The following is a 13475-nucleotide window of genomic DNA, read 5'->3' as shown; positions in this document are numbered from 1 at the left end:
GCCGCCTTCATCTCTCGTAAACGGCCGCTCTGTTCTATTCGCCGACAGGCGAATCATGACAGCTTCACGCCAGCGTGGGTGCGTAGTTGTGGCGGTGGTGCCGCAAGCATCGTGTGCCCGAGAGAACCTTGTACAAGGATGAGATCATGCGGCCTTCGCGACGCGAGTTCGTGAAGTTGATATCGGCGGGTGGCATCTCGGTCAGCCTGTCGCACCTGGCTTCGGCGGCAAACGCGCCCTTCGCAACCCATGAGACGTTGCCGGGACGCGGCAATTTCAATCCCGCGACCAAGGGCGCAGGCCGCGTCGATGGCGTCGCCAAAGTCACCGGCGCAAAGCTCTACGCCTCCGACTTCCGCGCCAATGACATGCCGGGATGGCCGCAGACCACCTCGCACGCGATCCTGGTCCGCGCCAACGACGCCACGCATGTCTATACCGGCATGGACCTCGCCCGCCTCGCAGGCCCGCTCAAGCCTTCCGTCATCGTCACGGCGAGCGATCTCGACCGTATCGGCACGCAAGTCCCGGAGTTCTACGCCGGCGATCTGTTCTGCCCGCCCGGCAAGACGCCGCTCTATCTGGGCCAGCCGGTCGCGCTGCTGATCTACGAAAAATTCGACGCCTTCGACCAGGCCCGCCTGGTGCTGCGCGACGGCACATTCGTAAAATTTGGTGAAGAGACCGGGCCCGTGATCGCGCCCGATTACGGCTCCTACCGCTTCACCCGCGTTGCGGGTCCCTCGCCCGACAAGCCCGATGTCTATTCGCCGATCCAGGCCGGCTGGGTCTCACCGAAGAAGGTGCAGAACGCAGCACTTCCGGTGTGGTCGCCGCTCGCGAAGGACATGCCTGATGACTACGTCAAGGCCGCAAAGCTCGGCGACCAGATCCGCGCTGAATTGGCCGCGGACAATGCCTCACTGCTCGTGCTCGACCGCGAGTTCGAGACGCAATCGGTCGACCCGATGTTCCTGGAGCCCGAATGCGGGCTCGCCTGGTACAACGGCCAAGGGGGCAATCTCGAGCTGGTGCTCGGCGTGCAATCTCCTTACGAAGCCGCGGAATCGCTCGCGCATCTGCTGGCCAAGGCGCACGCGCCCTACAAGCCCTCGCATATCAACGCGCAGTTCGCCCATGTCGGCGGCGGCTTTGGCGGCCGCGACCACACGCCGTTCATTCTCTACGTCGCGCTGGCTGCGATCTGTTTCCCCGGCAAGCCGGTGCGGCTGGCGCATGACCGCTACCAGCAATTCCAGGGCGGCATCAAACGCCATCCGATCAAGATGCGCTCGCGCATCGGCATCGATCGTTCGACCGGCCTGATCAAGGCATTCGCCGCCGATCACGTGCTCGACGGCGGCGGCCTGCAGAACTTCTCCGCCAACGTCGCGGTGGTCGCCGCAACAGGCGCGATCGGCATCTACGATATCCCCAAGGTCGACGTCACCACCACGGCGCTGCATTCGCGCGGCGTCACCGCCGGCTCGATGCGCGGCTACGGCACGCTGCAGACCATGACCGCGCTCGAAGCGCTGATCGACGAAGCGGCCTCCGAGCTCAAGCTCGACCCCATCGAGTTTCGCCGCCGCAATGCGCTGAAGCAGAACGGCCGGACCATGACCGGCAATCCCTACATCGTCTCGGTGCGCACGCCGGAAATTCTCGACAAGCTCGAAAAGCATCCGATCTGGCAGCAGCGCAGCGACCTCAGGCAAACCTCGGGCGACCGCCTGGTCGGCACGGGTGTGGCCTGCGTCACCAAGGATTACGGCTCCGGCGCAGACTGCTCGCTCGGCCGCGTCGAACTCGGCGCCGACGGCAGAATCGCGATCTTCTGCGACCATGTCGAGATGGGCAACGGCATCGGCACGGCGCTGGCGAACCGCGTCGCCGGGCATCTCGGCACTATTGCCGACGAGGTCTCGGTCGCCCGCGTCGACAGCTACGAGGTGCTCGGGCTCGTCACCTCGGGCGATCCCTACACCATGGACCAGAAGACCCAGGACGCCGCGGAAAAGAATCCGCGCTGGGTGCCTTCGATCTCCTCGGCGACCTCGGCCTCGATCGGCGCCCATGTCGGCACGCACTCGTCATCCGAAGCCGCCCGCGTCATCTTCCGCTTCGGCCTGTGGCCCGCTGCACTGGAGCTGTGGCGCATTCCGAAGACCGACGCGCGCGCCAGACAATCCGCAAATGCGAGCTGGCAGAACGGCCAGCTCACCATGCCCGGCCTCGAACCGCTGGCGCTCGCCACCCTCGCCGCAACCGCGCATGCGCGCGGTTTCGTCACCGGCGCCGTCGCGCATAGTTTCTCGCGCTGGGCCTGGTCGCGTGCGCGCTTCCCCCTGTTCGGCGAGCAATATCGCGCCGAGATCGACGCGCTTGCGATCCGCCGCGGCAACAACAAGTTCGAACGGATCAACCGCTCAAGCGTCAAGTTTCCGCCGACCGACAACAACCGCATCGGCACCGCCTACACCTCGATGTGCGGCACGCTCGTCCGCGTCGAGATCGAACGCGCAACCGGCGCGGTCCGCATCGCCAAGGCCTACAGCGTGTTCGAATGCGGCACCGCGCTCGTCCCCGAAGTGGTGATGGGCCAGTCCCATGGCGGTTTTGCCATGGGCGTCGGCTACGCGCTCTTGGAAACATTGCCGCCGTTCGAAGGCGGCCCCGGCAACGGCGAATGGAATCTCGGCCGATACCTCGTCGCGCGCGGCTCGGATCTTCCCTTGCGCGATCTCGAGATCGAGATGCTGAGGCCGCTCACGGCAGACGAAGCGCCCAAGGGCATGGCCGAGGTCGTGATGATCCCGATCGTGCCGGCGCTGATCAACGCCATCCACGACGCCACCGGCCATCGCTTCCGCGCGCTGCCGGTGACTGCCAATCTCCTGAAGGGAGTGCTCGCGTGACGACCCTCAGCCTCACCATCAACGGCCAGAAGCACGGCCCGATGGACGTCCGCGACGATCTCTCGATGAACGATCTCCTGCGCGAGATGCTCGGCATGACCGGCACCAAGTTCGGCTGCGGCGCCGCGCAGTGCCTGAGCTGCGCCATCATCGTCGACGAGCCCGACGGCACGAGCTACACCAGCCCGACCTGCGTCGCGCCCGCCGTCAATTTCGACGGCAAGTCGATCCGCACCGTCGAAGGCCAAGCCAAGGGCGGCCAGCTCTCGGCCCTGCAGCAGGCCTTCATCGATCACTTCGCGTTCCAGTGCGGCTATTGCACATCAGGCTTTCTCAACGAGGGCCAGGTGCTGCTCGAACGTCTCGCGCGCACCCCCGTCGCTCGCGATGCGCTGGAGCAGACGATTGCGGATGCGCTCGACGGGCATCTCTGCCGTTGCACCGGCTACATCAAATACCACGAGGCGGTGCGCGACGTGATCCTCGCCGATTCCAGCCGCTATCTCGTCGCCACCAAATGAATGCGCCAGCGATGATCAACGCGCGCTTCAAGATGATGGTCGCGGTGGCAGCCCTCACGAGCAGCCTCTGCGCAGGCTACGCCGCCTCGGACACAATGAGCCACGGCCTCGCCTCGCCAGAAAGTTTCGCCAACATCGTCGACACCGAAAAACGCTCGGCCGCGATTTTCACCGAGCTCGGGAAAGTGCTGACGCATCCGCGCTGCACCAACTGCCATCCCGCCGGCGACAGCCCCCGCCAGGGCGACACGCCGCACCCGCATCAACCATTGGTGACTCGCGGCGCCGACGGCCACGGCGCCGCGGCGATGCGCTGCCACACCTGCCACCAGAAGGCCAATTTCGAGCCGGGCCGCATTCCCGGCCATCCCGAATGGCACCTCGCCCCGCGCGAGATGGCCTGGGAAGGCAAGAGCATCAGTGAGATCTGCGAGCAGATCCGCGACCCCGCCCGCAACGGCGGCCGCAAGGTCGAAGACCTGATCGACCACATCGGCAAGGACACCCTTGTCGGCTGGGCCTGGAAGCCCGGCTTCGGCCGCTCCCCCGTGCCGGGCACGCAGGCCCAGGCCGGCGCGCTGGTGGAGGCGTGGGCGAAGACGGGAGCCGCGTGTCCGGCGCCGTGATGGCGCATGACGGGATGCTGCGCGCTCATCAGCTTCGATTTCCAAGGGGGCGCGAAAGTTTTTTGGTCGTCGTCAACCGATATGACCCGGCTGCAACGTCAATCGCAGGGCCTTAATGCTGCCGGCTTGAGCTGCCCCTAATGGGCGCGCCGGATAGTAGGGCGTTTCGACCTTGAAGTACGTACTCCCACGACGTCCGTCGAATGTGTCCCAAGAGTCGGTCATGACTTTTCGGACATAGCCAAATCAGAAAGGTAGCGCCGTCAGATGGCCAACACGGTCAATTCGAGCGATCAACCCTCCGCGGCGATACCGCCCGACAATGTGAACAACAAGCTCACCTTGGCCAGCCCCGATGACCCGAAACTGCGTCATGTCTCCGTGGCGGGCGGGACCTACACGATCCTTGTGAGCGGAGAGGATACAAGCGGCCGCTACTGTCTGGTCGACATGCTCATTCCCCCGGGCGGCGGCCCGCCGCCGCATCGTCACGACTTCGAGGAGATGTTCACGATCCTGGACGGCGAGATCGAGCTGACTTTCCGGGACAAGGTGCATAAGGCGAGTGCCGGATCGACCGTAAACATCCCGGCGAACGCGCCCCACGCCTTCAAGAACAATTCGGACAAACCGGCACGCATGCTCTGCATGTGCACACCAGCTGGGCAGGACGAGTTCTTCATGGAGGTTGGCGATCCCGTCGATAGCCGTAACGCGCCACCGCCGAACCTCAGCAAGGCCGAGCAGGTGGAGCGCATACAACGAGCAAAGGCGCTTGCGGCGAAGTATAAAACAGAGCTCTTGGTGTGAGGCACGCCGCTCCCATCGGCTCTCGGTGACGCTCTCGCGCGAAATGTCCCGGGAAGCAGCCGCCTGCCCTGCCGTGACGAACTCCGCCTCACCTTTCTCGTAGGACAAAAGTAACCACTCGCGACGGACAATGGCGCGCTTTTTGCGCCACTGGCAGGTCGTTAAGTGAAAGAGAATAGATCGCCTCCGTCTGGCAGCCGCGATGGATGGCTGGATCTCTTGCGCGCGCTGGCGGTCAGCCTCGTGCTCGCCTCGCATGGCAGCTGGTTCTTCGAGCATCCCGAGGACAGCGTCTTCGCCAATGTCACGGCAACGCTCGGCGTGGAGATCTTCTTCGTCCTCTCCGGATTCCTGGTCGGGGGCATCCTGTTCGAACAGGTCCAGTCCGGCGCGCCCTGGCAGAGCTTGCTGCCAACCTTCTGGGCCCGCCGCTGGATCCGGACATTGCCGAGCTACTATTTGTTCCTCGGGCTCAACATCCTGATCTACCAGAATTCGGGGCTCCCGCCGCTGGCTCCGTACTTTGCTTTCCTGCAGAACTTCGCGCATCCCATTCCGGCGTTCTTTCCGGAGTCCTGGAGCCTCGCCATCGAGGAGCTGTTCTATCTGTTCTTTCCGCTCATCGTGATGGCCTTCAGCAAGCTGCATGGTCGCTCGACGCGAACCTTCATCGCGGCCGGCGCTTTCGTCTTCCTGATCTCTCTCGCCACCAGGATCGGCGCCGTCATCCTGTTCGAGCCGACGATGGAAGCGGGAATCCGGAAGGTCGCGATCTTCCGGCTTGATGCCATCATGACCGGCGTGTTCGCCTATATCGCAATGAGGTGGATCAGGCCGTCACACAAGCCGGCGCTTTTGGTGGCGGGCCTGATGATCCTTGCCGTTTCGATTCTTGTTCTGGCGCAGCCTCAAGCGGAGCTCGATCACGGCTTCTTCGCCAGAACATTGCTGTTCAACCTCGTGCAGCTGTCGGTCGCCCTGCTCATCGTCGCCGGCGTCGGCCGTGTCCAGCTCCCCTATCGGACAGCGGCAGGCGTGACCGCCTTGTCGAAATGGTCGTACGCGCTCTATCTGATCAACCTTCCCGTGATCATCGTGATCCATTCGTTCTGGCGACTGGAGCCGCACGCCTCGGTGGCGACGTTCATCTCGGCCGTTCTCTATGCGAGCATCTGCCTGGTCCTCGCCGCCGGGCTCTATCATTATTTCGAACGGCCGATTCTGAGCTGGCGGGACCGAAAGACGTTAGCGACGGCGTAGACCTAATACCGGCGAGTGTTCACTAACGGTCCCGATCAGCGACTAAGGATTTTGAGAACGTCTTTGGTTGACCTGCTTGCAGGCTTGGCGGGCTGCTTGCTTGGAGCAGCCGCACTTGGCTACGCAGCGCTGGCGATCGGGGTATCGTTTCTCGGGCATGTCCCAGGAGGTATCCACAGCGATTGGACCCCGTCGTGCTGCTCGCAATCCTGGTGTGCGCCGTCGCAGGTGGCGTGGCAGGAGCCAAAGGAGCCGTCCGCCTCGTCAAATCGCGGCGGCTGTAGGTTAAGTCGGCGGCTTACACGTCCGCCATCACGTCGGCGAAAACATCTCCACGAACGCCCGGATCGTGCTCGAAACCTTGTCCTCGGAGACGTGCCAGGCCGCACCGTCATCGGCCGCGTAAAAATCGCCGGCATTCGATCCGGCCCATCGGAAGATCTCGAACGACGGCCAGTAGAAGATGTTCTGGATATCAGAATTGTTCACCACCTCATGAGCGGTCAGCCGCATGGTGCTCTTCGACAGGCAGTCGGCCTGCACGGCGGACTCGAATTCGAACGACGCCTGCAACGGCACCGGAGACACCGTGACGACGATCTTGATGTCGGGCGCAACGCTTCTGACGAAATCGAGGAGGTAGAGAACGTTGTCGACGTTCTCCTGCACGCTCGTGGTCCGGTACAGGTACTTCTCCGCAAGCGCCCGAGAATTCAGCGCGGTCGGGCGCGGCAGGACGAAGCTGCCGGTGTCCCTGTCGAAGAAGGCGGGCGCGACACCGAGGGTCAGGATGAACACATGGCTGCTCTTGATGGCCTGGAGCGTGTTCTCTTTGCTCCAGCCCGGCGGCAGCAATTCGACGAACCTGCCCTTGATGGTCTCGTCGATATCAGCGTCGCGAAGCCAGTCCACGAACACCCGGTTGGCGAAGGTCGTGTTGATGTACTCCGAGATCTCCATGTGGTGGCTGGTGTAGCCGCTCTCGATCAGGTTCTTGGAGAGATTCCTGGCGAAGCACGATCCCATCGTGAAGAAGCGCGTGCTCTTGTCGATGAATTTCGGCGCGCTGTTCAGATTGACCGCGATATGGTTGCGGATCAGCTTGCGAAGATCTCCGGTGAAATCCGAGGTCTCGGGATAGCGACCGACCTTCTTGCTGTCCTTTGCACTGCCGGAGGTCGCCTTGTTCAGCTGCGACCTGGCAAATTTCAGCGTCTCCCTGTTCGCCTCGGTGTCGAATCCCCTGGGATCGAGCTGCATCGCCTTTTGAAGGCTCGCAATCGACTCTTCGAAGGCGTTGCACCGCGTCAGGACTTCGCTGAGATGAAAATGGTCGTCGGCGCGATTTGACGCGCGGGCAAGCTTCCGAAGCAGGTCGATGGCCCTGTCATTGGGCCCGATATTGCTGCACCTCAGCGCCGCGCCCCTGACGAGGTTCAGATTGTCCTCGGTCGGCGTGTTGAGGATCTCGGGGTGGTCGTCCAGGATCGACAGCAGCAGATCGCGCGCCTCGGCGTGCTTCTTGTGAGTGCCGTCCTCGATGAGATGCGCGTAGATGAAGCGCGCGTTGACGTCCTTGCTGTCCAGCTGCAGCAGCTTCCTGAAGGTCAGCTGCGCGCTGATATAGTCCTTGTCCTCGATATATTTGTTGCCGAGCTCGGTGAGCTGACCTGTCAACACCTCGAGCTTGCTGGGAGCGGAGGCCTTCGCGTTCTTGCTCAAATTGCACCCTTGGTTGCCGATGGCATGCATTGCCGGGCCACGCATGTACAAACGCAACTGGGATGGGTCGAAAGGCCCGCTGATTGGACGCCAGCAGGCGCCGATTCGCGTAAAGAGAGTGTTAACCAAATTGGGGTGCCCGCCCCCCCTGGCAGACCGTCCAGGGTCGCAGGACGGCCAGCTGCCCAAGGTGACCGGGCCTGTCCGGCCTAGCCTCGGTCGCAGTAGCTTTGGCTGCTTGTCACCGACATGGCCTGGCCGAAACTGGCGGGCCGCAAAATGGACATTGCTCGAATTCCGACGTCGGCACGGGCAACCAATAGCAGAAGCGGTCAGCCCAAATTTCTTTTGCAGTCTTGAGATTGATGACAAGTCGGGTTTTTCGATTGCTGGACAGGCACGGCTGCCATCTGCCGAGCCGAAGAGAATTGAACGCGAGCTCTCTTTCGTCCTTCTCCATGCGTTTCACAAATCTGACTCCCGACCGACATCCTGCCGCAACTCACGCTGGCGAAAGTCGTTGGGCGGATCGGAAAACCGTTCGAACCCAACATTCCCCGCTACCAACCGCAACTTTCATTTTTGGAGATAACCATGAAAAACCACACGGGGCGGTACAAATCGTTGTGCCTCGCGACAACCGTCATTTTTACGGCGGGAAGCATCGCACCGGCCTTTGCCGGAGCAACTACGACACCGATCGAGCACGTCATTGTCATCGTCGGTGAAAACCACACCTTCGACAACCTGTTCGGCACCTACAAGCCGAAGGCCGGCCAGACCATCGACAATCTCCTGAGCAAGGGAATCGTCAACGAAGACGGCACGCCGGGTCCGCATTTCAAGAAGGCCGAGCAGCGCATCGGCCGCGACGAAGTGCATTACAACGCCGAGACGGCATCCGCAGGCGCGTATGCGACCTTGCCGCAACCCTACACCACCTGGGCCTCCCCACTAGCTACCGGCCTGCCGCAGAACGTGCTCGACACGCGCTTCCCGGCAAACCTGCCCAACGGTCCGTTCCAGATCAGCAAATACGTGCCGTACGCCGCCTATACCGGCGATCCCGTGCACCGGTTCTTCCAGATGTGGCAAGATATCGATGGCGGCAAGAACGACAAGTTTGTCTGGGTTGAAGAGACCATCGGCACGGGATCTAACGGCGCTCCCTTTCCGGCGGGCGGGTTCAATCCCATGGAAGGCGCCATCTCCATGGGGTTCTACAACATGAACCCCTTCACCGACGCATCCGGCAAGGCACAGCCGGGTGATGCGCTATTCTTCAAATCGCTCGCCGACCAGTATGCCATCAGCGACAATTATCACCAGGCGATCATGGGCGGCACGGGCGCCAACTTCCTGGCTCTGGTGACCGGCCATGCGGCGTTCTTCACCAATCCGGACAAACTGGACGGCTCAGCCGCGGTTCCTTACGCCAATCAGATCGAGAACCCCGATCCGGTTTCAGGCACCAACAACTACTACAAACAGGACGGCTATGGTGGCGGGTCCTACGTGAACTGTTCCGACCCAAATGCGCCCGGCGTCGCCTCCGTCACCGAGCAGCTCTCCAAGAACGGCGTTTATCACAGAAATTGTGCGCCGAACCATTATTATCTCGTCAACAACTACAACATGTACTGGAACCAGAACAGCAGCTCACCCATGGCGCTGGGCTCGGACAAGTTCACCCTGCCCCCGCAAAGCGCCCCGACGATTGCCGACGTGATGACGGCGAAGGGCATTTCTTGGAAATACTACAACTCCGACCGCGGTAACGACACGACGGTCTTCAAAACCTCCGTCGATGGCGTGCCGCTGCCGTTCCATTTTTATTGCGGCATCTGCGATCCGCTGACCGGCTTTTTCAGCATCATGAAAAGCCCGTCCGAGGAAGCCAAGCTGCAGAACTACGGCGCGTTCCTGAATGACGTTCAGAACAACACCCTGCCCGCGGTGTCGTTCGTCCGCCCATTCGAGGCGCTGGCTGGTCACCCCGCAGATTCGACATCGGATCTCTACGAGTTGTTCCTCAAGACCCTGATCAATCGGGTCAAGGCCAACACGCAGCTCTGGGCCAAGACCGCCATCATCATCACGACCGACGAGGGCGGCGGCTACTACGACTCCGGCTATGTGCAGCCGGTCGACTTCTTCGGCGACGGCACGCGCATTCCGTTCATCGTCGTGTCCCCGTTTGCCAAGACGGGTTATGTCGATCATACCTACTACGATCACGTCTCAGTGCTGAAATTCATCGAACGTAACTGGAATCTACCGCAAATCTCGGCCGTCAGCCGCGATCACTTGCCGAATCCGATTCATGACCGCGACGACAATCGTTATGTCCCGCTCAATCGTCCGGCGATCGGCGATCTCATGAACCTGTTCACATTCGCCGAGGATCACGACGACGGTGATGGCGATCACGATCACGACCGCGGCCGTGGCCGGGATCGCTAGTCAAGGCTGACTCAAGGTGCGGCGCTCCGCACCCAAGCCATCAATCATGACAGCCCGCCGCGGTCGCCGCGGCGGGCCGCAGGTGGGTGGATCAGTCGAACGACGCCCTCGCAGATCCGGATGACCGCGTGGCTAAAGGGCTGCTCGCTCATCCCTTACATTTTGCTTCATTCCTCCATAAAAGCGCGTCTTCCAAGCGGCACGCCCTTGCGGCGGAGAAATGTCGTAAGCCGTGGTCGTATGGAAAATTCGGTAACCAGTCTGCGATTAGCCTTTCGCAGGAATAGGCGGCATGGCAATCAAAAATTGATTTGAATCCGCGTCTACCGGCCAAGGCGTCCATGTCCCATGTGGGTCAATCGCTGCCCTCGGCAGCTGGCACGGTCTTGGTCGGGTCATCCCTCGCAAGCGGACATCGCCGCGCTCTGGCGTGAGGTCAGCCACGGGCCACAAGCCGACTTGTGCACGCCTCGATTCAGGTCGATTCCAGTCTGCGGCAATTTAGGGGATCGAGACCTCGATGTGGCAGTCATTTGATCAAGGACGAACGATCGGACAATCCGGCTCAGAGGCGGGTGTCATTCTGCTCGATGAGGAACACGGTGAGGGGGCTAGGATCACCCTCGAACGTGACGGCGGGGTTGCGCCGTTCGCAATCACCTGCGGCATATACGATTGGATGGTGCACACTCGCTTTTTCTCCGACAAGGAGGATGCGCTTCGAGCCTACGAAGACATGAAGAAAGCACTCGACGTCATCATTCAATCCATACCGTTCAAGAGCGACCCGGACTACGACACGAAGATGAAGGCCACCACGCGAGCGATCGGTGAATTTGTGGAGCTCTATCCGTGATTCTCACTAGCGACCGCGAGTCAGGTTCGGGTCAAAATGCGAAGAACTCAGATTGAGCAAATCTGGTCGGCTCCACTGCAATGAGCGGACCTCCGACAGATCTGGCTCAACTTCGCAGATGGGCCAGAAGCGGTCCTCATACAGTCGCCGTTCGCTCACTGTATATGTCGAAATCAAGCTCGATGTTGCGGTCGGCCGCGAACTTGAGGATGTCAGCAGGTATCGAAAATCCCTGATTTCTAGTTTCGAGGTGGAGACCAAAGCTCAGGCGAACTTGTGCCCCCGCAGGTAGCTGTTCCCAGACTGCGGGCGCTTGAGGGAAGCGGGCGATAATTGCTCTAACCGCTTCCATAACGTCCCATTCGTCGGTCTCTTCCGACGTTAGACGAACCGTCCAGGAACCGAATCTAGCAGGAGGTGCGTCTGCCCTCGCCGAACGCGGTAGGCCTTTGACTTGTGAATGGGTCGGCTCGACCCCAAGCTGATGAGTGACGTGCTCCGGATGGAGGTCATCCGCCCGAACGGTCAGCGAAATCGAGAACCAAGAGATCGGCCCCCCAAACCATACCGCGTCTGGAGGTGCGTCTTTTGGCGGTTGCGGACGTGGACGCTTCATTTGTCTACCGATCCCAAGCGGCACAAAGAACGGACTGCAACAAAGTTGCTGCCCCGGTTGCATAGGGCAACTTTATCTACTCTGTGTGCGGCGGAATGTTCAACTTTGAATAACCGATTACGAGGACCGCTTTCGGGACACAAGTGGGCCTCAGACGAGAAGACGAACGCGCACTACAGTGTCATTGCGATCAAAGTCGAGTTCAGGGTGCTCGGCAAATATCTCTTCCGCTCGAACGATGGCTCCTACTTCATCCGCCGCATGAAGGTTGACAACATGCAGCTTCTCTCCGTCACGTTCCCAGGTGACTTCGTACATCTTCATGCCGGACCGAAACTCGAAAGCCATAATCGTCCCTTCAAGGGTAGACACTATCATAGCCGACACAGCGCCCACACCAACATGCCGGACTTCCGGTTTGGGTCAATCGCGACGGTTTGACCCGGTTTAAGTTAAGCCCGGTCTACGCCTGACAGCCGACATATCCTCGGCCGTGGATGCGGCAGCGATGGGCCACAAGCGGTCGCAACTCACGGACTACAAAGCTCGTTAAGCGAAGTGGATCAAATCTACCAAATAATGTGCAAGTACGACCGGCCATAGCGCACTTGATCGCCGCAGCATTAACATGAAGAAAATGCCAAAGATGGTCGCGGAAAGAACATTGCCAAGGCCGGACCACCAGTGATATGCGCCGAACAAAACTGACGTGGCGAGAACGGCGAATGTATCGTTACCAAGATAAGGCCGAAATCCATGCCAGATGTATTGGCGGAAGAAGATTTCTTCGCTGGCCGCAACCAGCACCAAACCAAAAGTAAGATCGAACGATTTTAGCCATCCAGTCGAGTTTGGATATACGCCGAGAACGGTTGCAGGGAATGCAGCATCGAGAAGATAAAGCGGCAACTGGAGAAAACGATCCAACAGGCAAATTCCGAGTATCCAAAGGACAATTTCAAATCGGTAAATTTGACGTTTACTGGTTCGAAATGCTGCGACCCGAGCAGAAGGCGTAGCCGCCAAAACAGTGAGAGCAGCAATCCGACCCGCGTAGTCCCAGAGAAGCCAACTTGCCGCTTGATGTTGATGCAGACGGACAAGTTGTGACGCAACTAGCGTCGTGATGGCTAGGACGAGAGACCAAATTAATGAACGCGGAACAGGGCGACTAGACCCACACTCATTTGAGAGGCAGGAGGAATGTTCTTTCATGGTCGCCTGACGACGTGCGGAAAGTATTTTTCATCCCACTCGTCGGTCCTGAAATAGACTTTGCCCCACTCAAGCACCCGGTCACCCTCGCGATAGGCCTTAGTGGCGACTTCAAGTTCTGCAAAGGGTGCAGGGCTTAGATGGCAGTGCTCGTTCTCGATTGTTAACGCTTGCAGCCTCTGGACGAGGAGGTCACGCCGCTCAGGATTGAGCCACATCTCAAACAGGCCATCGGCAGTCAAACTTAAGGTGATACGAGGTGGTGCCATGGGATTTCCGTCCAGCCTTGGGCGCTCGGTTGCATAAGCCGAACATATCTACCTTTCGCGCGATCAAATGCTCAACTTTGAATGAAGCGCCCCGAGTCCGCTGAGGGTCTTGGTTGTGTGCAAACGCACAGGTCGGGAGCGGCCGTTGCCGCCAATCATTGCAGTCGGCCGATGTCGTCGGGTCCGATCGTCAATGACT

General features: G+C 60.5%; 11 protein-coding genes. 7 read left to right on the top strand and 4 right to left on the bottom strand.

Features of this window, described 5'->3' with window-relative positions; genetic code table 11:
* Positions 1-146 precede the first annotated feature (146 nt).
* The 5 genes from M2427_RS13480 (at position 147) to M2427_RS13460 (ending at position 6135) form a co-directional block, all read left to right on the top strand.
* On the top strand, positions 147-2918 hold the full coding sequence (locus M2427_RS13480) for a molybdopterin cofactor-binding domain-containing protein (protein WP_280706821.1): 2772 nt from the start codon (positions 147-149) through the stop codon (positions 2916-2918).
* On the top strand, positions 2915-3439 hold the full coding sequence (locus tag M2427_RS13475) for a 2Fe-2S iron-sulfur cluster-binding protein (protein WP_280706820.1): 525 nt from the start codon (positions 2915-2917) through the stop codon (positions 3437-3439). Before M2427_RS13480 ends, M2427_RS13475 begins: the two co-directional genes overlap by 4 nt.
* 11 nt (positions 3440-3450) lie before the next feature.
* Positions 3451-4065: an Isoquinoline 1-oxidoreductase subunit gene (locus tag M2427_RS13470; RefSeq protein WP_280706818.1), complete on the top strand. Its 615-nt coding sequence runs from the start codon at positions 3451-3453 to the stop codon at positions 4063-4065.
* Between the two features lie 267 nt (positions 4066-4332).
* Positions 4333-4875, top strand: a complete 543-nt coding sequence (locus M2427_RS13465) for a cupin domain-containing protein (protein ID WP_280706816.1) — start codon at positions 4333-4335, stop codon at positions 4873-4875.
* A 165-nt stretch (positions 4876-5040) separates the two neighbouring features.
* Positions 5041-6135, top strand: a complete 1095-nt coding sequence (locus M2427_RS13460) for an acyltransferase (protein ID WP_280706815.1) — start codon at positions 5041-5043, stop codon at positions 6133-6135.
* A gap of 312 nt (positions 6136-6447) precedes the next feature.
* Here the strand turns inward: M2427_RS13460 and M2427_RS13455 are convergent, their stop codons facing one another.
* Entirely contained in the window at positions 6448-7857 is a 1410-nt protein-coding gene (locus M2427_RS13455; protein ID WP_280706814.1) for a GSCFA domain-containing protein, read from the bottom strand.
* Positions 7858-8451: 594 nt separating this feature from the next.
* Here M2427_RS13455 and M2427_RS13450 point away from each other — a divergent pair.
* Both M2427_RS13450 and M2427_RS13445 read left to right on the top strand, forming a co-directional pair.
* On the top strand, positions 8452-10320 hold the full coding sequence (locus M2427_RS13450; RefSeq protein WP_280706813.1) for an alkaline phosphatase family protein: 1869 nt from the start codon (positions 8452-8454) through the stop codon (positions 10318-10320).
* A 520-nt stretch (positions 10321-10840) separates the two neighbouring features.
* Positions 10841-11176: a hypothetical protein gene (locus tag M2427_RS13445; RefSeq protein ID WP_280706812.1), complete on the top strand. Its 336-nt coding sequence runs from the start codon at positions 10841-10843 to the stop codon at positions 11174-11176.
* A gap of 766 nt (positions 11177-11942) precedes the next feature.
* Here M2427_RS13445 and M2427_RS13440 read toward each other — a convergent pair.
* From M2427_RS13440 to M2427_RS13430, 3 genes are all read right to left on the bottom strand, one after another.
* Positions 11943-12140, bottom strand: coding sequence for a hypothetical protein (locus M2427_RS13440; RefSeq protein WP_280706811.1), 198 nt, complete (start codon positions 12138-12140; stop codon positions 11943-11945).
* A 201-nt stretch (positions 12141-12341) separates the two neighbouring features.
* Positions 12342-12719, bottom strand: a complete 378-nt coding sequence (locus M2427_RS13435; RefSeq protein ID WP_280706807.1) for a CPBP family intramembrane metalloprotease — start codon at positions 12717-12719, stop codon at positions 12342-12344.
* Positions 12720-13003: 284 nt separating this feature from the next.
* On the bottom strand, positions 13004-13276 hold the full coding sequence (locus tag M2427_RS13430) for a hypothetical protein (RefSeq protein ID WP_280706806.1): 273 nt from the start codon (positions 13274-13276) through the stop codon (positions 13004-13006).
* Positions 13277-13475 lie beyond the last annotated feature (199 nt).

This window comes from Bradyrhizobium sp. BR13661 (assembly GCF_029892425.1).
Lineage (GTDB): Bacteria > Pseudomonadota > Alphaproteobacteria > Rhizobiales > Xanthobacteraceae > Bradyrhizobium.
This window is presented reverse-complemented; position numbering and strand designations above follow the sequence as displayed.

What these genes read in the sequence shown, in the direction of transcription:
- M2427_RS13465 (WP_280706816.1), top strand. Translation starts at nt 4,333, where the DNA reads ATGGCCAACACGGTCAATTCGAGCGATCAACCCTCCGCGGCGATACCG.
- M2427_RS13470 (WP_280706818.1), top strand. Translation starts at nt 3,451, where the DNA reads ATGATCAACGCGCGCTTCAAGATGATGGTCGCGGTGGCAGCCCTCACG.
- M2427_RS13430 (WP_280706806.1), bottom strand. Translation starts at nt 13,276, where the DNA reads ATGGCACCACCTCGTATCACCTTAAGTTTGACTGCCGATGGCCTGTTT.
- M2427_RS13450 (WP_280706813.1), top strand. Translation starts at nt 8,452, where the DNA reads ATGAAAAACCACACGGGGCGGTACAAATCGTTGTGCCTCGCGACAACC.
- M2427_RS13445 (WP_280706812.1), top strand. Translation starts at nt 10,841, where the DNA reads ATGTGGCAGTCATTTGATCAAGGACGAACGATCGGACAATCCGGCTCA.
- M2427_RS13440 (WP_280706811.1), bottom strand. Translation starts at nt 12,140, where the DNA reads ATGGCTTTCGAGTTTCGGTCCGGCATGAAGATGTACGAAGTCACCTGG.
- M2427_RS13480 (WP_280706821.1), top strand. Translation starts at nt 147, where the DNA reads ATGCGGCCTTCGCGACGCGAGTTCGTGAAGTTGATATCGGCGGGTGGC.